Annotated in this window: 18 protein-coding genes, 4 tRNA genes, 3 rRNA genes and 1 riboswitch; of the genes, 8 read left to right on the forward strand and 17 right to left on the reverse strand. The window is 45.6% G+C overall.

Translation table 11 applies throughout. The features are described 5' to 3' along the window. Positions 1–477: 477 nt before the first annotated feature. The 15 genes from H9L11_RS16585 to H9L11_RS16655 all read right to left on the reverse strand — a co-directional run bounded on the left by H9L11_RS16585 (position 478) and on the right by H9L11_RS16655 (position 14,476). Positions 478–2,289 (reverse strand): relaxase/mobilization nuclease domain-containing protein, encoded by a 1,812-nt coding sequence (locus tag H9L11_RS16585; RefSeq protein WP_205391289.1) that lies wholly within the window; start codon positions 2,287–2,289, stop codon positions 478–480. After that, positions 2,280–2,867 carry a hypothetical protein gene (locus tag H9L11_RS16590; protein ID WP_013572137.1) on the reverse strand — a complete coding sequence of 196 codons (588 nt, stop codon included), beginning with the start codon at positions 2,865–2,867 and terminating at the stop codon, positions 2,280–2,282. The genes H9L11_RS16585 and H9L11_RS16590 overlap by 10 nt, the downstream gene beginning before the upstream one ends. Positions 2,868–3,023: 156 nt before the next feature. After that, positions 3,024–3,848, reverse strand: coding sequence for a hypothetical protein (locus H9L11_RS16595; RefSeq protein ID WP_205391290.1), 825 nt, complete (start codon positions 3,846–3,848; stop codon positions 3,024–3,026). Between the two features lie 2 nt (positions 3,849–3,850). Continuing rightward, positions 3,851–5,158, reverse strand: coding sequence for a site-specific integrase (locus H9L11_RS16600; RefSeq protein ID WP_205391291.1), 1,308 nt, complete (start codon positions 5,156–5,158; stop codon positions 3,851–3,853). A 343-nt stretch (positions 5,159–5,501) separates the two neighbouring features. Next, positions 5,502–5,702 carry a hypothetical protein gene (locus tag H9L11_RS16605; protein WP_025794446.1) on the reverse strand — a complete coding sequence of 67 codons (201 nt, stop codon included), beginning with the start codon at positions 5,700–5,702 and terminating at the stop codon, positions 5,502–5,504. An 11-nt stretch (positions 5,703–5,713) separates the two neighbouring features. Beyond that, the gene (locus tag H9L11_RS16610; protein WP_065788139.1) at positions 5,714–6,493 is read right to left on the reverse strand and encodes a hypothetical protein; all 780 of its coding nucleotides are present in this window, start codon (positions 6,491–6,493) and stop codon (positions 5,714–5,716) included. 2 nt (positions 6,494–6,495) lie between these two features. Beyond that, complete coding sequence (locus H9L11_RS16615; RefSeq protein ID WP_205391292.1) at positions 6,496–7,830, reverse strand: tyrosine-type recombinase/integrase; 1,335 nt, start codon at positions 7,828–7,830, stop codon at positions 6,496–6,498. An 88-nt stretch (positions 7,831–7,918) separates the two neighbouring features. Beyond that, positions 7,919–8,009, reverse strand: a tRNA-Ser gene (locus H9L11_RS16620). A 101-nt stretch (positions 8,010–8,110) separates the two neighbouring features. Next, positions 8,111–8,227 (reverse strand): 5S ribosomal RNA (gene rrf, locus H9L11_RS16625). A gap of 94 nt (positions 8,228–8,321) precedes the next feature. Next, positions 8,322–11,212: ribosomal RNA gene (locus tag H9L11_RS16630) — 23S ribosomal RNA — on the reverse strand. A 357-nt stretch (positions 11,213–11,569) separates the two neighbouring features. Then, a tRNA-Val gene (locus H9L11_RS16635) sits at positions 11,570–11,645 on the reverse strand. A gap of 28 nt (positions 11,646–11,673) precedes the next feature. Continuing rightward, positions 11,674–11,749 (reverse strand) — tRNA-Lys (locus H9L11_RS16640). Positions 11,750–11,751: 2 nt separating this feature from the next. Then, positions 11,752–11,827: transfer RNA gene (locus H9L11_RS16645), tRNA-Glu, on the reverse strand. Between the two features lie 90 nt (positions 11,828–11,917). After that, a 16S ribosomal RNA gene (locus tag H9L11_RS16650) occupies positions 11,918–13,468 on the reverse strand. Together the 16S, 23S and 5S rRNA genes with 4 tRNA genes alongside form the textbook arrangement of a ribosomal RNA operon. Positions 13,469–13,951: 483 nt before the next feature. Continuing rightward, on the reverse strand, positions 13,952–14,476 hold the full coding sequence (locus H9L11_RS16655; protein ID WP_170889896.1) for a DUF3087 domain-containing protein: 525 nt from the start codon (positions 14,474–14,476) through the stop codon (positions 13,952–13,954). A gap of 158 nt (positions 14,477–14,634) precedes the next feature. Between H9L11_RS16655 and trmY the strand changes: the two genes are divergently transcribed. After that, complete coding sequence (trmY, locus tag H9L11_RS16660) at positions 14,635–15,234, forward strand: tRNA (pseudouridine(54)-N(1))-methyltransferase TrmY (protein WP_005374282.1); 600 nt, start codon at positions 14,635–14,637, stop codon at positions 15,232–15,234. A 77-nt stretch (positions 15,235–15,311) separates the two neighbouring features. Here trmY and H9L11_RS16665 read toward each other — a convergent pair whose 3' ends face one another. Then, positions 15,312–16,655, reverse strand: a complete 1,344-nt coding sequence (locus H9L11_RS16665; RefSeq protein WP_171342374.1) for a TldD/PmbA family protein — start codon at positions 16,653–16,655, stop codon at positions 15,312–15,314. Further along, positions 16,655–18,040 carry a TldD/PmbA family protein gene (locus tag H9L11_RS16670; protein ID WP_047102519.1) on the reverse strand — a complete coding sequence of 462 codons (1,386 nt, stop codon included), beginning with the start codon at positions 18,038–18,040 and terminating at the stop codon, positions 16,655–16,657. Before H9L11_RS16670 ends, H9L11_RS16665 begins: the two co-directional genes overlap by 1 nt. 311 nt (positions 18,041–18,351) lie before the next feature. Further along, positions 18,352–18,459, forward strand: a riboswitch (TPP riboswitch). Between the two features lie 97 nt (positions 18,460–18,556). Here H9L11_RS16670 and thiD point away from each other — a divergent pair. The 7 genes from thiD (at position 18,557) to thiE (ending at position 24,153) form a co-directional block, all read left to right on the forward strand. Further along, on the forward strand, positions 18,557–19,414 hold the full coding sequence (gene thiD / locus H9L11_RS16675; protein WP_205391293.1) for a bifunctional hydroxymethylpyrimidine kinase/phosphomethylpyrimidine kinase: 858 nt from the start codon (positions 18,557–18,559) through the stop codon (positions 19,412–19,414). Then, positions 19,404–20,159, forward strand: a complete 756-nt coding sequence (locus H9L11_RS16680; RefSeq protein WP_205391294.1) for an ABC transporter ATP-binding protein — start codon at positions 19,404–19,406, stop codon at positions 20,157–20,159. The genes thiD and H9L11_RS16680 overlap by 11 nt, the downstream gene beginning before the upstream one ends. Further along, positions 20,152–20,952 carry an ABC transporter permease gene (locus tag H9L11_RS16685; RefSeq protein WP_205391295.1) on the forward strand — a complete coding sequence of 267 codons (801 nt, stop codon included), beginning with the start codon at positions 20,152–20,154 and terminating at the stop codon, positions 20,950–20,952. The genes H9L11_RS16680 and H9L11_RS16685 overlap by 8 nt, the downstream gene beginning before the upstream one ends. A 47-nt stretch (positions 20,953–20,999) precedes the next feature. Continuing rightward, positions 21,000–21,950, forward strand: coding sequence for an ABC transporter substrate-binding protein (locus tag H9L11_RS16690; protein WP_005374293.1), 951 nt, complete (start codon positions 21,000–21,002; stop codon positions 21,948–21,950). 54 nt (positions 21,951–22,004) lie between these two features. Then, positions 22,005–22,673, forward strand: a complete 669-nt coding sequence (gene tenA / locus H9L11_RS16695) for a thiaminase II (protein WP_053304011.1) — start codon at positions 22,005–22,007, stop codon at positions 22,671–22,673. Positions 22,674–22,685: 12 nt separating this feature from the next. Then, a complete protein-coding gene (gene thiM, locus H9L11_RS16700; protein ID WP_158159445.1) occupies positions 22,686–23,477 on the forward strand; it encodes a hydroxyethylthiazole kinase in 792 nt (263 codons plus the stop codon). A 61-nt stretch (positions 23,478–23,538) separates the two neighbouring features. Continuing rightward, positions 23,539–24,153, forward strand: a complete 615-nt coding sequence (thiE, locus tag H9L11_RS16705) for a thiamine phosphate synthase (protein ID WP_005374296.1) — start codon at positions 23,539–23,541, stop codon at positions 24,151–24,153. Positions 24,154–24,245: the final 92 nt, after the last annotated feature.

Raw genomic sequence — 24,245 nt, forward strand, 5'->3', positions numbered from 1 at the left:
AAATAATTTAATCCGAAATGGGGCAGAAGTTTGTCGCGGTGCCAAGGTGAAGCAACTATTAAGGAAAATTTATGAGTTGAAAGCAACTGAGAAGGATTTCTTCCTAGTTGCCAGTAAGGTATGGGGCAATCTCAAGTTACGAACGAAATTGATAAGATTCTTTTATCCATGTTTCTATGCAGGTTGTCTCAATTAACCTATTCTCGATTCGCAATACACGTCTTTATTTTACAAACAACCATAGAAGTTCACCTATGGGCAAGTAAGGGGGTATCGGGGAGCAAATCACTATGATAGATGATAGTTTTACCCCTGATAGGGGGTAAAAATCAGCTTACCCCCTATCAGGGGTAAAACACAGCAAGCTATGATCTTCAATTGGCGCTGATGACATCTCCTCCTTACTAGCACATTATTGGGTATGGTGTCTGCACTAGGCTACTAGAAGAGATTCTGTTGTCATAATTTCAATTCAACTTAACGATCCAACCTCTCTTGCTCATGCGGTTGTGGCTTCGTTAGTTTTTTAAGAACCCGCCTCAAACCGTCTTTCTTCATGTGTGGTATTTTACGTGTTTCATTTCTAATCAAGCGCGATTTCAGTTCATCCCTCAATTTCGGTTCAGAAGCTATAACTTCAAAAGCTCGACTAAGTTCGAGATAGCTGTCCCGCTGTCTTTCTGCCAGCTTTCCAGCATGTTCAATCGATGTTCCAATCTCGCTATTTGCTGTCTCGTGGATGCGGATATTTCGTTTGAAGCTTTCGATAGCCCCTGTAACGCTTCGACAGATGCTTGGTATTCCTGCATCATGAGCTGATTGTTTTGAATAATGTCCTTCAGGATTGTTTTGCGTTCGTGTTGATACTGTTCCTGAATTTGTCTTATTGTGTTTAGGTAAAACTCGTTCTGTGTCTCGATCATAGCGAGCAAATGCTCGTTTGAAATCTGCTGATTCTTCGTCAATGACGTAATTTGTGAAGCTAATTGCTTCTCGATATGGCTCATATTCTATTTTCCCTTCGAGTAGAAAACTCATCCATTCTTGGATAAACCTCTTTTGTTGCTCGTGATACTGCTCTAGCGCTAACTTTGCATTTCGTTCAGCTAATGCTTTTCTTTCTTCAATTTGCTTAACCATCTCAAAACCTTTGAGGGATGGGTTGAACTCGGGCATGTGTGCAAAAATAGGCTGAGGTTGCGATATGTAACAAGGTGGCGTTGCTGTCCATCTTGAATTGGGTGGTAAGTAATACGCTTTCGTTATGCTTTTTTCAGGTTGAATACGTGCAAGTCGGTAGCGACTTTTGTTGTAGTCAGCTCGTTTTGCAATGACCTTATCCAGCTTACTTTTTAGTTCATGTAGTCTTTCTTCCTTGCTTTGTATGCTTTCACAGGATTGCGTCAGTGATTCTTTCGAAGTGAATTGGGAAGTGAAGACAAAGCCCTTCAGGCGAACGTTCTTTTTGTCCTGAAAATGCAAGCGTATAAAATTATCTGACTGACTAATATGGGTAACCCCGATCTTTTCTTTAAACTTATCACTACTTAGTGCTTGTATAATGTCATTGCGGCTGTTTACTCGATTATTAGCAATCATGTCTTTAATCCAGACATTGATTGCTTTCTTTAGCTTGTGCCACTTGTCAAAGCCGCTACCGTCTTGAGTAAGTCGTTTATGAAGAGAATCGAGAGGACTCACTAAATCATGTTTAAGATTTAAGTAATCCCGCAGTAGATTGAAGTCTCGTTCATGCCCAGGTGGAGCAGGGTTGAATGACAATCCTGTTGCAATGTGAATCCTAGGTATCAAGAAGTGGTTTTCAATATTAATTTGGTGCGTGTGACGCACCCAGTCGATTAGTCGCTCATCTTTAGGGAAACCAGCAAAGCACAACTCTTCAAACAATTCCCGCCACTCTGCTTCAATCTCTGGATTGGCTTGCAACTTCTCTGTATCTTCAAACGCATGAGCAATAACACCACTGACGTATTTGTGTTTATGTGGGTTATGCTCAATTGCATATTCCACAGCTTTTCGGTTCCCGTTAATTGATTCTGGGGGTGGTTCTCTACGTTTTCCTTTTTGCTGCTGGAGAATGTAGTCGCATTCCCACTCGGTTTGTGTGTCGTTCGCTTCTCTCGCTGACTTACGCACTTGATAAGCATCACTGTAAATTTGCTTTTGTTCTTCAGTGAGACTACATAAAGGACCATACAGGTAGTTAGTTGCAGCTTGTGGATCAGGTTGTCCAACACCACTGGTTCGAAAAAATGAAATTACTGCCATGCTTCCACCGATAACGGGTCTACTTTTGCGACTCGGTATTTATGGTCAACCTGTGGATTGGCTAGAATATTCATGACACGTAAGTCATGCTGCTCAAATGCTTTGTTTAGCTGGTTAAGCTCTAGCAAGATTTGAATGGCTTCCACTCCAGATTTATGAGTGTTACACCACTTGACGGTCTGATTAAGCAGAGAATTGAAACGTACACGTTCATGGATTACGCCTAACATCTCCTTTCTAGTCTGCTCTGCAAAAGGTATTATGATTTGAGTTTTATGTAGTGATTCAGAAGCAATCTGAGACACCGTTTTTCCTGCTTGCTCAGCTTTGTATTTCCAGATCTTTTTATCTAAGAGCGTACAGTTCATTTCTATACGAGTACTCTTTGCTTCACAATAATGATGGTAAAGCGCATCTACTTCAGCGGACTTTAAACCAGTTTCTTTCTTCAAACGGTTTTTGCTGATTTTAATGTTGTGCTCAACACAGTTATCAAGTGATTTTTCGAACAATTCGGTAAGCTTTGGATCGTTAAGATAATACTCTGCTATCTGCTTTTTCTTGTATTTTCTAGTCATATTTTGGTGCCTAATTTTTTAGGTCTGATTATTGTTTGGGGTAGTTAATTAAGGGGTTTGGGCGCAGCCCAAGCGTTCCTAAGCAGCAGCTTAGACTCCCAACCCGATGAAATTTTTCATACGGGGTTGGGGTAACCTTGCTCTTTAGCTTTTACATCAATTTTCCACACCGTCGTCGACATGGAATTCTTCTGATAAGCTGGGATCTGCATCACTCAAATCGCCAAAATACCAATCGGGATGACTGGAAGTGAGACTTTCAATGAGTTTTGTGTTGTGTTCTTGTAGGCGTTCTTTATCGCGAGTTAATGAAGCGATATGCTCGTCTAACATTTTCGCACGAGCGCGTTCAACAAAAAGCTCCTGACTTACCAAAAGTAACGTATCGAGCTTTTGCTGCTGTTGGTCAACTCTAGCGCGGTAGTCCGAAACAACTTGCTCTGATTGAGCAAGTTTGTTTTCTAGCTCATTGCACTTTTGACTCAGTGAATCAGTTTCCCGATGCTGTTTTTGCAATTCGTCAATGAACTCTACAAGCTCTTTGTTTTCTTTTTCTAATTCATCAATTTGCTTAAGAGATTCTTGTGTATGGGCGCTAACGAGCTGCTGCACTTCACTATCAAACGCCTGCCAGACGGTGGACATTTCGGCTTGAAGCGCAGAAATCAGTCTCTGCTCTGAATCTACAAACCACAGCGCTTTGTTACGAACTATCGGAGTTGGTTTTGTCGCTTTCCTTAGTATTTTGAAAGCGATGGACACTCTTCCAAAATCACCGCCAACTAGTTTTTGCAGTGCTTTTGGTGAAGCTGGTGCTGTGTTTAAATCGCTAAATGCTGAGGCATAGTCGTCAATGGTTTTACCTTTTTCTGTTGAGTAGCCTTGTTTTTCCAGTTCAGCGGAAAATCTTTCACGGAGCAATACAAGACTTTCTTCCTGACCGAGTAAGGCAGGAAGAGAGGAAGACAAAGTAGTATTCATAATTACTGTCCACCTTTAAGCGTATCATCGATAATTTTGTAGATTTGCTCTCTGTGTTTGTCACTCTTTGCAGCACGTGCCAGTTCGAGTAAGTTTTGTATAAATGCTTTGTCATCAATGGCGATGGGCTGCGCTGCTTGCTTAGTTTCAACAATGCCATTGGGTACGACAATGCTGTTTGAATCACCCGTTTTAAATAGTTCTGCTATTGTCCTATCTGCTTTGACTTGCTCTTTCTTCAAACTCACCTTATTACGTTTCGCATAATGCTTTTCTACAATGCTGACGTCTCGATGCCCGAGTAATTCCGCTATCCAAGCTACACTGACTCCACGATTAAAAGGTATCGACGCTCCCGTATGTCGCAATTGATTTGGGCCTCGATGTGCTACACCTGCTTCTTTGAGAAACCCAGTAAAAAACTGTTTTGCGAATTGCTTGGGGTTTAACCACGGGTGACCAGTTTGCTCATTAAAAAAAACAAACCTGCGTTTTTCTCGTTTAACTGTGATGTTATCTCGTTGTACAACGTCAATAGTTATTGGAGCTTTATCACCCGTTAGTCGTTCGAGTTTGCGGAGTAATTGAGCGGCTTCTGCTGATAACTCAATTGTTCGTTCAGACTCTTCTGTTTTAGTGACTTTGTATTTGTTTAATGGTTTAGCTAAATCAACGTATAGTCGACACTTTTCAATCCCGTCCTCTGTATAAAACTCGATATTTTCCCAGCAAGTACAAATGAGTTCGCTGATACGTAATGCCGTTAGAATGGCAAAAGAAGCCATGTCTTTTGCCATCTCATTGTCGGTATCAGTCAACAGTAATTGACGTACTTCATCTTCAGTGAATGGGAATGGATCATCATTGACAACTTTCAGGTTTTTGATTTTTTCCATTAGGTCGTTTTTCTGCTGTTCGGAGGAACAAGCTTTAGCGCAGACGGCTCGTAAGATAGTGTAACAACCGTTAATGACCTTGCCTTTTTTGCCTTGTGTGAGAAGTGTGATTTTGAGTTCATCAATATCTTCGATTGTAAGTTCAGATAGTGGTTTATCACCTAAGTTTAGGATGATATGTCGACCGTGAGTCTTCATTCCGTGCAGTGTTGATTCAGCAACAACAAGCGCTTTAGTATTTAGCTCATGACAAACAGCTTGGGCGACTGAGCTTAGCGGGTAATCATCTTTGTTTAATGAAATGTCAGACTTGCGAGTGCCTTTCCGAGCTTTTTGAATTCGAGATTTTAGGCGAGGGGATTTTTCATTTTTCTTCGTAGGGTTCATTTCTAGACCTATAGAGTGATAGGCCATTAAGGGCGGCTCTTCTGGCGGAGCCTTATTATGTATAATGGTCTGGTTTATTTGCTTATTATCAAACCACAACGTTTCTTATTACACAATAGTTACGCATAATTAACTTTAATGTAAGTCTATGTATAATAAAGAAAAATATACATATCTGGAATATTTTTCATAGCGTAACTTATTGATATTTATAAGTGTAAGTGCTAACTAACTTATCGTATTTTCTTCCCTTGCGAGATTACAACGTTTACCATTAAATTTAATTAATGTGACACAGGTCACTAAAAATGACGTAATGCAAATAACTACACTACGTCTTGTGGGGTTCATAGAAGAATAAATATTAGGGTTACAGTGCTGAAGATACTAGCCTTAATAGCTTCGCTGCATTAAACGCTGATGTATCATTTTCATAGACTTTAACGTGGTCGCCATACTGCATAAGTAACGGACCATTTTCACCCATCAGCACCGAGGCGACACACTTTTGTTGAAGAGTTTGCTGCATTATATCTAAAGTAAGTTTTGGCGAACCGTCTTGGTTAGTCATCATTTTTCCCCTCAGCTAAAGTCTAACAAGTCTAGTAACTCACGATTTGAGTTACATTTGTGAAAAATGGAAAACTCCTCCAGTTTGATAATCTTTCGCACTTTGCGCATTGGACTGGATTCGTTGAGATCATCTATAAGGCATACAGAATGTTGTGTACGATGCGAAAACTCGGTTGCATAGGTACGGACTTCTATATCAACGCTATCTGTATGCGAGAAAAGATGCAGTACCGAGTCAGTTAAGTTCATTTTAAAGCCTGTGTACCTACCAAAACGCGAAATCAAAATAAAGATCATGATGTCAAATACATCTGTCGGGATACCAACAGTAGTTCCACACTTAAACTTGAAGCTATTTAACTGCTTGGAGCCGAGTTGGATTTGTAGATTATCCACAAGATAAGCACCGTTCATAAAATCGCGACGAATTTCGTCTGAGAAATATTGATACACCAAATATGGTAAGCAAAGAGGTTCATTTTCAGTCAGCTTATTGATTTTTAACCAGTCGCGATAAGTATATTCCTCTAGACTGAGAAGGTTCTTAAAGCTACTCACGCTGCCAATCGTAAGCTGAACCTTTTGTACACCGTACTTTGATTCAAAGTCGTGTTGGTTCAAATAAGGATGGATCTGTAGCAGAGATATCGCTGTATCAATAAGGTGAATCTGCTCCATCGCAACCCCCATTGCTAGAAAGCGAGATAGATCGAGTTGATCGCGGTATGAAGCTCCCTCTTCGAGTGCTAGAACAATAGCTTTTCGTAGCGATTGACTGAGTTTTTGCATAATTACCCCTCTAGATCCATTTGGAACGTGCTAACGATTTCAAGCAATTTCTCTAATTTATGTTTCTTCCCATATCGTCCGAAGGTCATGTTCGGATTATTATGACCAACCACCTCGGCTACACTATGTTCTGGAACATCCTGCTCTTTAAGAACATCAATGAATGTGTGGCGTAGTCCATAAGCGGTAGGACGCTTGCCAGCAAGCATACCCAACTTGGTTTGTAGCTTCCCGAATTGCGTTCGATACGTTTTAGTCCAATCTTTATCTGGTCCGAGCGGTGAGTAATCGAATAGAGGGGCATTGCCTTTATGACGGCGGCTTTCGCAAAATATGACGAAATCATCACGAATCGCAGGGTGAAGAGGGACATTTCGAACTGCATGCTCGTTTTTCAAGTGCTGATCTTTGGATTGGTCGGTGACTCGAAAATATGGGATCTCATCATCTACAACAATATCTTGGATATATGGCTGACAAGCTTCGCCAGTGCGTAACCCATGAAAGAGCTGTAGTTTAGTGATCCACTGAAAGTCCAGAGATTGCAGAGTAAACGCTGGACTTTTAATTAGTAATGTCAGTTCATCAGTTGTCCAACGCTCACGTTGTTCAGAGACATGCTTTTTACTTTTGAACTGGGGATTTAAGTCTTGAGCAGGGTTATTAGGAATATATTTCTTTGATTTTAGCCATTTGAAGAACTGCTTACTTGCTGAGAAATAGTCCTTGTTGGTTTTGGTAGAACGTCCTTCAGAGTAGAGCAGATCTATATAACTATCTAGGTCAGAGCTACTGACTGTATTCCGATTTATGCCCTCCTTTTCAAGGAAATTGATGCAGTGACTTATGCGTTGCTCAAGTTGATGGATCGTAAGCTGTCGAACATTACGCTTCTTCTTACTTTCTAGAAATCGCTCAAGCAACTGAGTAAAAGGTACTACTTCGGCAGAGATGCTCTTTACGCTCGGTTCAGTCTCTACAAGGTTAGTTAGATCGATATTACTTGGAATGTCTGAAACAATGTCATCTTCAAAATACGCAACGGTTTCAGGGGTTAGTTTATAGGCTGTTGGCGAACAGAAAGATTTACGCAGCGTCTCCATCTGTTGGTGAAGGACAACCTTAAATTTTGGGAATAATACGGGATTGGTTAAATCAATTTGGCTAATAGCAATCTTAATGCAGGAAGCCATTTTAAAATTGCGCTCTATTGCTTCTGAGCGCTCTTTAGTTAAAAGACTAACTTTGATATCGAAAGGATAACCAAACTCACGTAGTTGTTTAGGGATGCAAATGCGGGTTTGATATACGCCATTAGGCGCTTTTTGTAAGTACATTGTCTCACCTCATTGTCATGAAAGTGACTTGCAGTACTGTAGATACGAAAAAGCCCTTGAAAATCAAGGGCTTAATGCGTAAGAAAAATGGCGGAGAGATAGGGATTTGAACCCTAGATACGCTATTAACGTATGCCGGTTTTCAAGACCGGTGCTTTCAACCACTCAGCCATCTCTCCACAAATTGTTACTAAAACTTAGTCTTATACTATTGATGCTAATTTTTAGTTTTGCCTTCAGTTATACCAAGTGAAAAGGAAACTTGAAAGCGATGTTTAAAGCCTGGCGATGTCCTACTCTCACATGGGGAAGCCCCACACTACCATCGGCGCTATTTCGTTTCACTTCTGAGTTCGGCATGGAAATCAGGTGGGTCCAAAACGCTATGGTCGCCAAGCAAATTCTTTAATCTGGAAAGCTGTTTTTTTAATTCTCGTTCTTACACATTCAATGTTCTTTCATTGAGTCCATCAAAACCCCTTGGGTGTTGTATGGTTAAGCCTCACGGGCAATTAGTACAGGTTAGCTCAACGCCTCACAACGCTTACACACCCTGCCTATCAACGTCGTAGTCTACGACAACCCTTTAGGATACTTAAAGTATCAGGGAGAACTCATCTCAAGGCTCGCTTCCCGCTTAGATGCTTTCAGCGGTTATCGATCCCGAACTTAGCTACCGGGCAATGCGTCTGGCGACACAACCCGAACACCAGAGGTTCGTCCACTCCGGTCCTCTCGTACTAGGAGCAGCCCCTTTCAATTCTCCAACGCCCACGGCAGATAGGGACCGAACTGTCTCACGACGTTCTAAACCCAGCTCGCGTACCACTTTAAATGGCGAACAGCCATACCCTTGGGACCGACTTCAGCCCCAGGATGTGATGAGCCGACATCGAGGTGCCAAACACCGCCGTCGATATGAACTCTTGGGCGGTATCAGCCTGTTATCCCCGGAGTACCTTTTATCCGTTGAGCGATGGCCCTTCCATTCAGAACCACCGGATCACTATGACCTGCTTTCGCACCTGCTCGAATTGTCATTCTCGCAGTCAAGCGGGCTTATGCCATTGCACTAACCTCACGATGTCCAACCGTGATTAGCCCACCTTCGTGCTCCTCCGTTACGCTTTGGGAGGAGACCGCCCCAGTCAAACTACCCACCAGGCACTGTCCGCAACCCCGATAAGGGGTCAACGTTAGAACATCAACACTACAAGGGTGGTATTTCAAGGACGGCTCCACGCAATCTAGCGACTGCGTTTCAAAGCCTCCCACCTATCCTACACATGTAGGGTCAATGTTCAGTGCCAAGCTGTAGTAAAGGTTCACGGGGTCTTTCCGTCTAGCCGCGGGTACACTGCATCTTCACAGCGATTTCAATTTCACTGAGTCTCGGGTGGAGACAGCGTGGCCATCATTACGCCATTCGTGCAGGTCGGAACTTACCCGACAAGGAATTTCGCTACCTTAGGACCGTTATAGTTACGGCCGCCGTTTACCGGGGCTTCGATCAAGAGCTTCGACCGAAGTCTAACCCCATCAATTAACCTTCCGGCACCGGGCAGGCGTCACACCGTATACGTCATCTTGCGATTTTGCACAGTGCTGTGTTTTTAATAAACAGTTGCAGCCACCTGGTATCTGCGACTCTCAATAGCTCCATCCGCGAGGGACTTCACCGTCGAGAGCGTACCTTCTCCCGAAGTTACGGTACCATTTTGCCTAGTTCCTTCACCCGAGTTCTCTCAAGCGCCTTGGTATTCTCTACCCGACCACCTGTGTCGGTTTGGGGTACGATTCCTTACAATCTGAAGCTTAGAGGCTTTTCCTGGAAGCATGGCATCAATGACTTCACTACCGTAGTAGCTCGACGTCGTGTCTCAGCCTTAGAAAGAGCCGGATTTACCTAACTCTTCAGCCTACGCACTTGAACCTGGACAACCGTCGCCAGGTCCACCTAGCCTTCTCCGTCCCCCCATCGCAATTGTAAGAAGTACGGGAATATTAACCCGTTTCCCATCGACTACGCCTTTCGGCCTCGCCTTAGGGGTCGACTTACCCTGCCCCGATTAACGTTGGACAGGAACCCTTGGTCTTCCGGCGAGGAGGTTTTTCACCCCCTTTATCGTTACTCATGTCAGCATTCGCACTTCTGATACGTCCAGCATGCGTTACCACACACCTTCAACCGCTTACAGAACGCTCCCCTACCCAATATACAAAAGTATATTGCCGCAGCTTCGGTTTACTACTTAGCCCCGTTACATCTTCCGCGCAGGCCGACTCGACCAGTGAGCTATTACGCTTTCTTTAAATGATGGCTGCTTCTAAGCCAACATCCTGGCTGTCTGAGCCTTCCCACATCGTTTCCCACTTAGTAGTAATTTGGGACCTTAGCTGGCGGTCTGGGTTGTTTCCCTCTCCACGACGGACGTTAGCACCCGCCGTGTGTCTCCCGGATAGTACTTACTGGTATTCGGAGTTTGCAAAGGGTTGGTAAGTCGGGATGACCCCCTAGCCTTAACAGTGCTCTACCCCCAGTAGTATTCGTCCGAGGCGCTACCTAAATAGCTTTCGGGGAGAACCAGCTATCTCCAGGTTTGATTGGCCTTTCACCCCTAGCCACAAGTCATCCGCTAATTTTTCAACATTAGTCGGTTCGGTCCTCCAGTTGATGTTACTCAACCTTCAACCTGCCCATGGCTAGATCACCTGGTTTCGGGTCTATATCCAGAGACTGAACGCCCAGTTAAGACTCGGTTTCCCTACGGCTCCCCTAGATGGTTAACCTTGCCACTGAATATAAGTCGCTGACCCATTATACAAAAGGTACGCAGTCACAGGACAAAGCCTGCTCCTACTGCTTGTACGTACACGGTTTCAGGTTCTATTTCACTCCCCTCACAGGGGTTCTTTTCGCCTTTCCCTCACGGTACTGGTTCACTATCGGTCAGTCAGTAGTATTTAGCCTTGGAGGATGGTCCCCCCATATTCAGACAGGATATCACGTGTCCCGCCCTACTCGATTTCACTGAACACACGTCGTCAACTACGGGACTATCACCCTGTATCGTCGGCCTTTCCAGGCTGTTCGTCTAACGCGTGTAAAGCTTAAGGGCTAGTCCAATTTCGCTCGCCGCTACTTTCGGAATCTCGGTTGATTTCTTTTCCTCGGGGTACTTAGATGTTTCAGTTCCCCCGGTTCGCTCTGTTGAGCTATGTATTCACTCAACAGTAATACCTTATGGTATTGGGTTTCCCCATTCGGAAATCCCAGACTCAAATGGTTTTTACTACCTAATCTGGGCTTATCGCAAGTTAATACGTCCTTCATCGCCTCTGACTGCCAAGGCATCCACCGTGTACGCTTAGTCACTTAACCATACAACCCGAAGGAGTTTCGAGTTGATGTTCAAATCACCAAAGTTGTCTCTCATTATTTGAATGAGCGAGAGACATTCGATTTTGCCGGACTCATCTCTTTACCTTCATTTTTAGAAAAAATGAAAACAAAAAGCCAAGAACACTTGAATGTGTTTTTTGGTGTTTATCTTTCGATAAACATTGAGAACTTTACAAACAATCTTAAAGATTGTTTTGTCAGCTTTCCAAATTGTTAAAGAGCTATGTTGCTTCACAAGGAAGTTACATTTTCTAAAGACTTTCAGAGTCAAAAATACCAACCAGTATCAATTGCTTGTTCTGGTTTGGACGTTTTATTCCAAAAATACTTAGAGAATGGTGGGCGATACCGGGCTCGAACCAGTGACCCCCTGCTTGTAAGGCAGGTGCTCTCCCAACTGAGCTAATCGCCCACATTGTTTTGATTTCCGTGGAAGGAAATGGTGGGTCGTGCAGGATTCGAACCTGCGACCAATTGATTAAAAGTCAACTGCTCTACCAACTGAGCTAACGACCCAATGGTATCCCGTAGGGGAGTCGAACCCCTGTTACCGCCGTGAAAGGGCGGTGTCCTAGGCCTCTAGACGAACGGGACACTAAGTGAACATCTTGGGGGATGTTCTATCTCTTAAACTTCATAAACCGTATCAATCTGTGTGGACACTCATCGTGAGTAATCATCGTATAAGGAGGTGATCCAGCGCCAGGTTCCCCTAGCGCTACCTTGTTACGACTTCACCCCAGTCATGAACCACAAAGTGGTAAGCGTCCCCCCGAAGGTTAAACTACCTACTTCTTTTGCAGCCCACTCCCATGGTGTGACGGGCGGTGTGTACAAGGCCCGGGAACGTATTCACCGTGGCATTCTGATCCACGATTACTAGCGATTCCGACTTCATGGAGTCGAGTTGCAGACTCCAATCCGGACTACGACGCACTTTTTGGGATTCGCTCACTTTCGCAAGTTGGCCGCCCTCTGTATGCGCCATTGTAGCACGTGTGTAGCCCTACTCGTAAGGGCCATGATGACTTGACGTCGTCCCCACCTTCCTCCGGTTTATCACCGGCAGTCTCCCTGGAGTTCCCACCCGAAGTGCTGGCAAACAAGGATAAGGGTTGCGCTCGTTGCGGGACTTAACCCAACATTTCACAACACGAGCTGACGACAGCCATGCAGCACCTGTCTCAGAGTTCCCGAAGGCACCAATCCATCTCTGGAAAGTTCTCTGGATGTCAAGAGTAGGTAAGGTTCTTCGCGTTGCATCGAATTAAACCACATGCTCCACCGCTTGTGCGGGCCCCCGTCAATTCATTTGAGTTTTAATCTTGCGACCGTACTCCCCAGGCGGTCTACTTAACGCGTTAGCTCCGAAAGCCACGGCTCAAGGCCACAACCTCCAAGTAGACATCGTTTACGGCGTGGACTACCAGGGTATCTAATCCTGTTTGCTCCCCACGCTTTCGCATCTGAGTGTCAGTATCTGTCCAGGGGGCCGCCTTCGCCACCGGTATTCCTTCAGATCTCTACGCATTTCACCGCTACACCTGAAATTCTACCCCCTCTACAGTACTCTAGTCTGCCAGTTTCAAATGCTATTCCGAGGTTGAGCCCCGGGCTTTCACATCTGACTTAACAAACCACCTGCATGCGCTTTACGCCCAGTAATTCCGATTAACGCTCGCACCCTCCGTATTACCGCGGCTGCTGGCACGGAGTTAGCCGGTGCTTCTTCTGTCGCTAACGTCAAATAATGCAGCTATTAACTACACTACCTTCCTCACGACTGAAAGTGCTTTACAACCCGAAGGCCTTCTTCACACACGCGGCATGGCTGCATCAGGCTTGCGCCCATTGTGCAATATTCCCCACTGCTGCCTCCCGTAGGAGTCTGGACCGTGTCTCAGTTCCAGTGTGGCTGATCATCCTCTCAGACCAGCTAGGGATCGTCGCCTTGGTGAGCCCTTACCTCACCAACTAGCTAATCCCACCTAGGCATATCCTGACGCGAGAGGCCCGAAGGTCCCCCTCTTTGGCCCGTAGGCATCATGCGGTATTAGCCATCGTTTCCAATGGTTATCCCCCACATCAGGGCAATTTCCTAGGCATTACTCACCCGTCCGCCGCTCGACGCCCTTATCGTTCCCCGAAGGTTCAGATAACTCGTTTCCGCTCGACTTGCATGTGTTAAGCCTGCCGCCAGCGTTCAATCTGAGCCATGATCAAACTCTTCAATTTAAGATTTTGTTCGGCTCAATGAATACTGAACATTACATAAGTAATGTTTGAATTGACTGTGCTGAATCTTTCGATTCAATGGTCACTTCGTTTCATTGAAACCTAATTTGATACCGCTTTCCGTTAAGAAAGAAATATCTAATTGGATTATCATCAACGAGTGCCCACACAGATTGATAGGTCTATATTGTTAAAGAGCTTGCTTCGTAAGCTTTGCTATCGAAGCGGAGGCGTATTCTAAGGAATTAATTTTCAGTGTCAAACACTTTTTTAAATTAATTTTTAGAAGTTTTCTTTCGCCTTTTTGCCAACCGCTTTTGCGTTTCCGCTTTGCCCTGACAACGGAGGCGCATTATAGGGAGATGATTTTTCTTGGCAACCCCTTTTCAGAAAAAAAATCAAAAAAAAGCGTCGAATGATTAAATCTCACTCAAACGCTTATTTTTAGCACTCAGTTGTTAACTTCAAGTAGCAAATAGGCAATCAATATGTGTCTAGCCAAGACTCTTCAAAGCCTGTGATATCGAGACTCATTGATTGCGCCGCTTCGATTTGCTCGATAGCCTCCAATTCTTTATTTACACTGCTCATCGTCAGTGTGTTGTTGTCTAGCTCAAACACCTGACTTTGAGTCGTATAGTAGAACTTAAGGATCGTCAGCGCTTTTACATCGCCATTGTTCGCGGCTGCTTTAATGCTTTTTAGTTTACGAAAGATCTTGTTGTGCAGCTGCTTGAGTTTCCAGACATACAACACTTCTTCCATATAAGGGCGTGTTTTGAATTGGTTTAACAAAGACAGTGAAGTGGCTAATGCAAGTACAACACCAATTAAGTTCCAGTGAAAGTTCCCCGTCGACTGTTCAGGTACTACATCTGTATTACCGAACAAAACAATTAATAGCGTACTAAAAGCAAGAGAAGAGATAGCAAGCAAGGCAACAAAGCCACCAATCACTAGGTTGACCTTCTTTCTATAGACTTGTTTGTTTATTTTTTTGATTTCCATATACCGCTCCTAACAGGTTGCCTCTATTCTAACCAGCACACTCCGCACGACAATCGAAGCTTTGTAAGTAAGTTCACATTTGCTATTAAACTCGCATCCCTTCCCTGCTTGGGTATATACTTCCGCGCATTCACTCTTCCTATATAGAGGCTAAATTCATGCGCTCTTTTGTTTTACGAGCTCGCGCGGCGCCAACCACCAGCAAAGCACTGTTAGAAGGTGTTGGTAATGAAGCGCATACAGAGATTCTTGCTCATACCATGATGAACACTATGTTCGTTGCTCAATCACACCGTGAAGATGTGGTTGTTCACTTGGTTTTAGAAAGCACAAAAGATTTCTCACGCACCATTACTATTCGCTCTAACGACATCACCAACATTGGCGGCTTCCATGAGTCAACCTTGATTGCAGCGGTGGCTCGCGCTTTGGATGCTTCGGTTGGTATGGGCAAAGAGCAACTTCGTGAAGTCGAACCTGGTATCACCGTTCGTACCGTCAGTTTTGAACGCCTAGTGCAAGAACTGGCAGAAGATCACCAACTATATATGTTGGATAAAAAAGGCGAATTTGTTCGTGATGCAGAAATCGGTGGAAACCCATGTTTCTTGCTAACCGACCATATTCCGATGCCGAAGAAGTCTTTTAACAGCTTGAAGCGCCTTGGCACAGAGAAGATCAGCTTAGGTCCTAAGATGCTGTTCGCTTCTCAGTGTGTGGTATTGATCCACAATGAGTTGGACATTCGCGAATTTTAATTCTCACGAGTTAATCATTCGATAAAAGAAAGAGGACTCCATTGAGTCCTCTTTTTGTTTCTATAGTAATGCTAAGTTTACTTACCACCAATGCTCAAACGAGCAAAACGAACGTCTGGCGAGAAGAAAGTTCGGCTATCGTTAATTAGCTGAGTATCACCCACTGCCTCAACTTCTTGCAGCATCTTGTAGAAGTTACCCGCTACAGTGATACCACGCACTGGTTGAACGCGCTCACCATCACGGCACAAGAAACCACTCGCGCCAAATGAGAAATCACCACTCACTGCATCCGCACCAGAATGGACACCTTGAAGTTCGACTAACTCTAGGTACTCACCCGCTTTTACTTCTGACGCACTGCTGTTACCTGTCGTAATCACTTTGTGATTCGCTGATACGTCTAGGCTCGATTTTGCATCGCGAGCGGCACTTGCTGTCGAGACCGCGCCCAAGTAACTTGCGGTCTGGCTGTTGTGTAGCAAGGTTTTCAACTCACCATTAGCAATCATCACGTTGTCTTGAGTAGCAAAGCCTTCACTATCAAAACTTGCGATTGCCATACCATTTGGCATGTAAGCCGTATCAGTAAAGGTAATTAAATCACTCGCAACACGTTGACCAAGCTTGTCACCCAGTGGCGTAATGCCTTTCATCGCGCTTACGCCAGAGAAAGCACTGCCGAAAGCACCGAATAGACTTGCTAGCGCATTGATATGGAAGATAGCAGGGTAGTTACCCGTCGCAACCGGTGCACCTTCAAGAAGATCTCGAGCAAGGTTGTAACCGCCTTCTATACAGTAAGCTGGATTCAACTCATCAAAACGGCGACCAAGTGACATTCTCCCCGCCATTGACTGTTTGCCGTCTTTTTCAAACAAGGTATAAGCGTAACAAGTGAACGAGCGCTCGAAGTGTTGACACAATGTGCCTTGAGTATTGGCAATGATTAGTTGTGTTTCGCCATCGCTGTAACCATTGTAAGGTGCGCTAGAAGCGTGAGGTAGAGCGACTACGCCTTGCTCAAGTGCGAGAGACAGCTCAATTTTTTCATCAACAGAAGTCGTATCTTCTTGTGAAATCTCAGCAACATCAGTCGCAATTTGGCTGTTCACGCAACTAATTGTCTGATGTTCATCTTGCTTGGAAAAGCGAGCGCTTTGCAGTGCGTTAGTCAGCATCAAATCTAAGCTTGGTTGCTCTAACGACTCAGAATAGCTCGTTGCAACACGCGCATCTTTCACAACACGAACACCCAGAACTTGGCTTGAGCTTACTTTGTACTCATCCAGCTTTCCTTGGTTCGCTTTCAGAGAAAAGCTGCTGTTGCGGTTTACAATGACGTCCGCTTCTGCACCTTGGCGTTTTGCTTCTGATAGGACGTAATCAACCGCATTAAGAAGTTGTTGTTCTTGGCTCATTAGTTACCGCCTCCTACCAGAATATTATCGACTTTCAGCGTTGGCTGACCGACTGTTGTTGGCACTGAGCCACTCACGGAACCACACATGCCCGGCGCAAGCGCCATGTCCTTACCAACCATGCTGATTTCTTTCAACACTTTTGGACCTGTGCTGATCAGCGTTGCTGTTTTCAGAGGCTTGGTGATTTTGCCATTTTCAATGAGATAAGCTTCACGAACAGCAAAGTTAAACTCACCCGTGCCCGGTTGAACCGAGCCGCCGCCCATCTTCTTCGCATAGATGCCACGTTCGATGCCTGCCAGCATATCATCAAGTGAATGCTCGCCTTCTTCGATAAAGGTGTTACGCATACGCGAGGTTGGTGCGAACTTGTAGTTTTGACGACGACCAGAACCCGTTGGCTCGTAACCTGTCTTCATGCCACCCATTTTATCGACCATGAAGCTGGTTAGCTTACCGTCTTTGATCAATTGAGTGCGCTGAGTCTTCATACCTTCGTCATCAACATGAATCGAGCCCCATTCGTTGGTCATGGTGCCATCATCGACCGCATTCACTGCGGTGTGAGCAACCATTTCGCCCATCTTGTCGTGGAATACTGAAGCTTTCTTCGCAACTGAAGTGGTTTCTAGCAAGTGACCACATGCTTCATGGAAGATAACGCCGCCAAAGCCGTTACCAATCACCACCGGCATTTCACCCGATGGACAAGCATCTGCGCCAAGTTTTACTAACGCTTGCTGCGCGATAGTTTGACCTAGCTCTTTGGCATCAAGCTGTTCACTGAATTCCCAACCAGCAAGAGCGCCAGGACCTTCCATACCAGAAGACTGCTCATTACCTTTTTGCGCGACAGTGTTACCAGCAACACGAATGTAGTGGCGAGTATCGTCAACGTGTAGACCTTCTGAGTTGAAGATAGACACTTGTTGTTCACGCTGAAGCACGCTGCCAATAAACTGGCTGATATGCTCACTCTCAGCACGTGCGGCTTGGTCAACTTTCAATAGAAACGCGATTTTTGAATCTAGGTTAGCATCCTTACTTAGCGGCATGCGGCAACCATGTTGGATTGGGTAGCGGTTCAAATTCAAAGAACCCGCTGACGCGATTTGCTCACGCTTGTCTTTTGCAGCAAGCAGCGAGGTTACGCGCTTTAGTTCGGCTTCATCTGTGCTGTTGGTGTAACCGTAAAGCACCTTATGACCGAAAAAAAGACGAATACCGATACCAAAATCGATACCCGAGTTAACCTTATCCACTTCACCAGATGCGAGCTGGACAGTGTTGGTTTGGTGATGTTCAACGAATAGTTCAGCGAAATCAGCCCCCAAAAAGAGCGCATGATCGATCACTGACTTCGCTGTTACAGAATTAAGCATGAAGTCTCCTTGCTCGATGATCGTCTTAGCCATCCTAATTAACTGTGAAAAAGTTCAACAAAGTTAAATTGGCAACACGTTAAATTTTAACAGTTTTTTAACCTTGTTTTATGCTAATCCTTGCTTAACGAGACCACGATTATTTATTAAATATTCCAGGTTCTGCTCATTCACCAGAGCGTTGCACTAGTAAATTCCACCCAGCAAACCATTTAGGTGCTTACTTTATCACTCACCTCGCATAATTGAATACTCATTATAATTACGCTCAAAAAACGTATCCCTTCCGCAATGGTCCTGCTATCATCCGAACGAAATAGTCGGGGGGCCACACGACAAGTGTTGGCTGAGATCGAAATTCGAGACCCGTTGAACCTGATTCAGTTAGCACTGACGTAGGGAACTATGCACACTTTGCCTTTCGTCGCCCCTCTTAGGTAAGCGATAGCGATCGAAAAATCGATCTATCTGCAATGGTCAAAGTCAGTTCCTATACGTCTTGTAGTAGGAGCGACCATGACGCAGCAATCACAACCTCATTCACATCACACGCCAGCCTTGCCTACCCCTATCGTATTGACCATCGCGGGCTCAGACAGTGGTGGCGGTGCAGGTATTCAAGCCGACATCAAAGCGATGTCCGCAACCGGCAGTTTTGCTTGCTCGGTAATCACGGCGATTACTTCGCAAAATACCCAAGGCGTTTCTGCGATTTTCCCCATTCCTCTCGACCATGTAGAGAGCCAACTTGATGCAGTATTTACCGACCTCAACATCGTTGCAGTCAAAGTGGGCATGCTGGCCGATTCCAACATCATCAAAGTCGTTGCTGACAAAATTAAACAATACCAGCCAAAACACCTCGTGATTGACCCTGTAATGGTGGCCACTAGCGGCGATCTATTACTGGAACAGTCGGCAATCAGCACTTTAAAAGAAGAATTGATTCCGCTCGCAGACATCATTACCCCTAACCTACCCGAAGGCGCAGCATTGACGGGTAAGCCAATGCCTCAGTCAGAATCTGAAATGAACGATATGATTACCGACCTTCGTGCGCTTGGCGCCAAAGCTATTCTGCTCAAAGGCGGTCACCTTGAAGAAAATGAAAACAGCAACGATCTGCTTATCATTCAAGACAGTGCCGAGTTAATTAGCGCCAAGCGATTTCCAACCAAAAACACCCATGGCACAGGCTGCACGCTGTCTTCTGCCATCGCATCTTATCTTGGACAAGGCAACAATCTGCACAAAGCGGTGCACCTTGGTAAGCAGTACATCAGCCAAGCTATCGCGCACGCTGATGAATTGGATGTCGGTAAAGGTCACGGCCCTGTGAACCACTTTTTTGCGGGTCATACTTATGTTCGCTAACGCGATTGGCATTCAGCTTTCCGATGCTAGCCTGCGATACAAAGATAGCCAAACACCGACTTTAGCAGGAATGAACATGACCATTCCCGTCGGTAAATGGACGGTATTACTCGGACGAAGTGGCTGCGGGAAAACCACAATATTGCGTTACTTAGCTGGCCTACTGGATGACCAAGTTGACTGGCATGGCGAACTCATCACAACAGATGGCGCTGCACTGCATGACCGTATCGCTTACATGGCTCAGCAGGATTTATTGCTACCGTGGTTTAACGTGCTGGATAACGTCTGCCTCAGTTCTCGATTTTCTCAAGAGCAAGCACCAGAGCAAAATAGACAACGTGCACTGACTTTACTAAGCCAAGTGGGACTCGCCGATTACGCGGATGCTAAGCCAGCTCAGCTCTCTGGCGGCATGAGACAACGTGTTGCCCTTGCTCGCACTCTGATGCAAGACAAGCCTCTAGTTCTGATGGATGAGCCTTTCTCTGCGTTGGATGCGGTTACGCGCCATAAGTTGCAAACCTTGTCTGCCGAATTACTGAAAGATAAGACGGTTGTTCTGATTACCCACGACCCACAAGAAGCGGTGCGATTAGCTCATCAACTCTATGTATTGCAAGGCACGCCTGCACAAGCTCAGCACTTGGTTGTTCCGGATTCCAAGCCGCCACGAGTTCTCGATGGAGAGTGCGCCGCGCTTCAACAGGCGATTTTGGATCAATTGGAGAAAGACTATGAGTGATATGACTCAGTACAACTCCGTTTCGGCACGTATTAGTAAAAAAGAACGCGTGACCCATCCGGCTCTGCGCTTAGTTATCAGCACAGCGGTGATCTTGGGATTGTGGCAGTTGGTCGTGGTGATATTCGACATGCCAAACTTCATCTTACCTTCACCAATTGAAGTGCTGGATAGATTGGTCACTCGTTACGATGTCCTGCTCAAACATACTTGGGTTACCGCGCAAGAGATCTTATTTGGCTTGGCGCTTGGATTATCGATGGGTTTGCTGTTCGCATTGCAAATGCTGATGTTCGAGCCGCTGAAGCGTTGGTTACTGCCCATTCTGATTGCTAGCCAAGCGATCCCTGTGTTCGCCATCGCGCCAGTACTCATGCTTTGGCTGGGTTACGGCATTGCATCGAAAGTCGTCATGGCGGCGATCATCATCTTTTTCCCCATCACGACATGTTGCTATGACGGCTTACGCAATACACCAACAGGTTACCTCGATCTTGCCAAGACCATGGGCGCGTCTAAATGGCAGCTACTTCGTCATATTCAATTGCCAGCCGCCCTACCAACTTTAGCCTCAGGTATTCGTGTTGCCGTCGTTATTGCGCCAATTGGAGCAGTGGTCGGTGAGTGGGTAGGTTCAAGTGAAGGCTTGGGTTATCTGATGCTCCAAGCCAACGCTCGCATGATCATTGATGAGATGTTTGCGGCGCTGTTTATCCTAGCCGTGCTGTCTATCTCACTCTACTTCATCACCGATAAATTATTGAAAAAAGCCATCCCTTGGGAAAGCAAATAATTACAGAAAATAACCAAAGAAAATTGGGAAAGAAAAGGAAGAACCCCGTGAATAAAAACAAACTTATGAGCGCTGCTGCTCTACTCGCTTCAGTGGTATCAACCAATGTGCTTGCAGCAGAAAAAGAGATGACACTGATGTTGGATTGGTTCGTCAACCCAAATCATGGTCCTATCGTGATTGCCAAAGAGCGTGGTTACTTCAAAGAACAAGGTTTGAAGGTCAACATTCAAGAGCCGGCAGATCCAAGCACGCCACCTAAGTTGGTCGCGGCGGGTAAAGTCGACATGGCGATTTCTTACCAACCAAGCCTAACTATCGATGTCGCGGCGGGTTTGCCACTAATCCGCTCTGCGACTTTGATTGCTACGCCACTCAACACGTTGATGGTGCTGGATAACGGTAAGAATGAAAACCTTGGCGACTTGAAAGGCAAGAAGATCGGTATTGCGATCGCAGGCAACGAAGAAGCGACAATCGGCACCATGCTAGCGCAAGAAAACGTGAAGTTTTCTGACGTACAAATCATCAACGTAGGTTGGGCGCTGTCTTCGTCTCTTGCGTCTGGCAAGGTGGATGCGATTTGGGGCGGTCTACGTAACTTCGAAACCAACCAACTGGCACTAGAAGGTTATAAAGCTAAGGCCTTCTTCCCTGAAGAACACGGCGTGCCAGCGTATGACGAGTTAGTCTTCGTAGCCAATGCAAAAAACTACGACAAAGAAGCCATCAAGGCATTCAACAAAGCACTAGAGCAAGCGACCACTTACATCGTTAACCATCCAAAAGAGTCGTGGAAAGAGTTCGTGGCTTATTCACCAGACACGCTCAACAACGAGCTTAACCAACGCGCTTGGAACGACACGCTAACTCGTTTCGCTCTTCGTCCATCCGCAGTAGATCTGAAACGCTACGATGATTATGCGCAGTTCATGTATTCACAAAACATCATCGAAACACTGCCAAAAGCGAAAGATTACGTACCGAGCTTTGACTAATTCTACTGACCTTAGGACCTAAGCCTAGGGTCTTTTGATAACGAGATACTCATAATGAAATACCAAGATTTGATCGACGCTTGCCGCCAAGATTGGCAAGAATACACTGAGCATGCTTTCGTGCAGCAATTGGCGCAAGGCACTCTGGCTCAGCCTTGTTTTCTGCATTACCTAAAGCAGGATTTTCTTTTCCTAAAGCAGTACGCACGAGCTTACGCATTAGCGATCTACAAAGCACGTACTTTGGATGACATGCGCCGTGCCCTACCAAGCGTACACGCATTGCTCGATTCTGAAATCGCCCACCACGTGACTTACTGTGAGCAATGGGGACTGACAGAATCCGACTTAGAAAACGAGCCAGAAGATTTCGGCACTGTGGCTTACACCCGTTACGTATTAGATGCTGGCATGACGGGCGATCTTGTTGATCTATACGCGGCACTAGCACCATGCTCTATCGGTTATGCCGTAATCGGTAAGATGCTGATTGAAGACGAAAGCACTGTGCTCGAAGGTAACCCATACGCAAGTTGGATCAACCTCTACGGTGGTGAGGAATTCCAATCTGGTGTCGCAAAAGGTGCAGAACACTTTAATCAGTTATTGGCGGAAATCGATATCAATAGTCAGCGTGGTCAAAACCTGATTCAGGTATTCAAAACTGCAACGCGTATGGAAGTGGCATTCTGGCAACAAGGTCTAAACGCTCAGCAAGATTAATCGGAGAGTCTCATGTTAATTGAACAAATCACCCAAGCATTAACCGCAGTACGCCAGCAAAAGCCATTAGTCGTCAACATCACTAACTACGTGGTGATGAACAACACGGCAAACGCGCTATTGGCTATCGGCGCTTCTCCAATCATGGCGCACTCCAAACAAGAGATGACAGAGATAATGTCGTTCGCTGGCGCATTGGTTATCAACATCGGTACCCTAGACAGCGTTTGGACACCACGTATGAGCTATGCCGTAGAGCAAGCCAATGCCAACGGTAAAATCGTTGTACTCGACCCTGTCGGTTGCGGAGCAAGCTCACTACGTACCGAGACATCACGTGAGATCGCACGCCTTGCCGACAAGTTGATCATTCGTGGTAACGCCTCAGAAATCATCGGTCTCGCTGGCGAACAAGCACAAAGCAAAGGGGTCGATGCGTTAGACAGCAGCGACGCAGCACTTGGCGCAGCGAACTTCTTAGTTTCAGAGTATGGTGCAAGTGTGGTGATTTCTGGCGAGACTGATTACATCATCACGAAAGAGCAAACTGTGCAGCTAAACAACGGTCACGAGATGATGCCATACGTAACCGGAATGGGCTGCACACTAACGGCACTGACGGGTGCTTTCGCTGCTGTTGGTGATCACTCCGGACTTGCTGCCGCGGCGGTACTGGGCGTTGTGGGTGAAATTGCGGCTGAGCAAGCACGAGGGCCAGGCAGTCTGCAAATGAACCTGTTGGATGAGCTTTACCAACTGGATGAAGAAACACTGGCAAAACGCCTAAAACTCCAAGTGAGTTAAGCTTTCTCTAACAAATACCGGCCTCTCATTCCCTGTAGATGAGAGGCCCAAAGGAAACAAAATGAACGCCTATCGTTTATATTTGGTCACCGATGACCAACAAGATTTAGCCACACTAAAGCGTGTTGTGAGAAAAGCCGTGGAAGGTGGCGTGACCATGGTACAAGTCCGCGAAAAACACGGCGATGTGCGTGCGTTTATCGAACGTGCTCAAGCCGTGAAAGACATCCTTAAAGATACCAATGTGCCTTTGATCATCAATGACCGCGTTGATGTTGCACTGGCAGTTGATGCCGATGGGGTTCACCTCGGGCAATCAGACATGCCCGCAACTATCGCTCGTGAGTTGATTGGACCAAACAAAATCCTCGGCTTATCCATCGAAAATGAAGAGCAGCTTGCAGAAGCGGACTCTCTTCCGATTGATTACATCGGCTTGAGCGCAATCTTCGCGACGCCGACCAAAACCAACACCAAGAAGTTCTGGGGTATTGATGGCTTGAAGATGGCGTTAGAGACGACTTCACTGCCGATTGTTGCCATTGGCGGCATTAACGAAAGTAACATTCCGCAACTCAGCGCCACTGGTGTTCATGGCTTAGCTTTGGTTTCAGCGATTTGCCACGCAGAAGATCCAAAAGCCGCATCGGAATATTTATTAGGGTTGATGAGCTAACCTTGCTCACGCCTGAACAAAGCGCTTATGGATGAGCGCGTTTGCCTTTCAGTACTTTCAACAACCTCTCCTTTCACAACGAAGAGCTGCAA

This window comes from Vibrio sp. sp1 (genome assembly GCF_016920955.1).
Taxonomy (GTDB): domain Bacteria; phylum Pseudomonadota; class Gammaproteobacteria; order Enterobacterales; family Vibrionaceae; genus Vibrio; species Vibrio alginolyticus.

Bases quoted from the DNA above. Each gene is read 5' to 3' on its own strand.
- H9L11_RS16585 (WP_205391289.1), bottom strand. From the start codon at position 2,289: ATGGCAGTAATTTCATTTTTTCGAACCAGTGGTGTTGGACAACCTGAT.
- H9L11_RS16590 (WP_013572137.1), bottom strand. From the start codon at position 2,867: ATGACTAGAAAATACAAGAAAAAGCAGATAGCAGAGTATTATCTTAAC.
- H9L11_RS16595 (WP_205391290.1), bottom strand. From the start codon at position 3,848: ATGAATACTACTTTGTCTTCCTCTCTTCCTGCCTTACTCGGTCAGGAA.
- H9L11_RS16600 (WP_205391291.1), bottom strand. From the start codon at position 5,158: ATGGCCTATCACTCTATAGGTCTAGAAATGAACCCTACGAAGAAAAAT.
- H9L11_RS16605 (WP_025794446.1), bottom strand. From the start codon at position 5,702: ATGACTAACCAAGACGGTTCGCCAAAACTTACTTTAGATATAATGCAG.
- H9L11_RS16610 (WP_065788139.1), bottom strand. From the start codon at position 6,493: ATGCAAAAACTCAGTCAATCGCTACGAAAAGCTATTGTTCTAGCACTC.
- H9L11_RS16615 (WP_205391292.1), bottom strand. From the start codon at position 7,830: ATGTACTTACAAAAAGCGCCTAATGGCGTATATCAAACCCGCATTTGC.
- H9L11_RS16655 (WP_170889896.1), bottom strand. From the start codon at position 14,476: ATGGAAATCAAAAAAATAAACAAACAAGTCTATAGAAAGAAGGTCAAC.
- trmY (WP_005374282.1), top strand. From the start codon at position 14,635: ATGCGCTCTTTTGTTTTACGAGCTCGCGCGGCGCCAACCACCAGCAAA.
- H9L11_RS16665 (WP_171342374.1), bottom strand. From the start codon at position 16,655: ATGAGCCAAGAACAACAACTTCTTAATGCGGTTGATTACGTCCTATCA.
- H9L11_RS16670 (WP_047102519.1), bottom strand. From the start codon at position 18,040: ATGCTTAATTCTGTAACAGCGAAGTCAGTGATCGATCATGCGCTCTTT.
- thiD (WP_205391293.1), top strand. From the start codon at position 18,557: ATGACGCAGCAATCACAACCTCATTCACATCACACGCCAGCCTTGCCT.
- H9L11_RS16680 (WP_205391294.1), top strand. From the start codon at position 19,404: ATGTTCGCTAACGCGATTGGCATTCAGCTTTCCGATGCTAGCCTGCGA.
- H9L11_RS16685 (WP_205391295.1), top strand. From the start codon at position 20,152: ATGAGTGATATGACTCAGTACAACTCCGTTTCGGCACGTATTAGTAAA.
- tenA (WP_053304011.1), top strand. From the start codon at position 22,005: ATGAAATACCAAGATTTGATCGACGCTTGCCGCCAAGATTGGCAAGAA.
- thiM (WP_158159445.1), top strand. From the start codon at position 22,686: ATGTTAATTGAACAAATCACCCAAGCATTAACCGCAGTACGCCAGCAA.
- thiE (WP_005374296.1), top strand. From the start codon at position 23,539: ATGAACGCCTATCGTTTATATTTGGTCACCGATGACCAACAAGATTTA.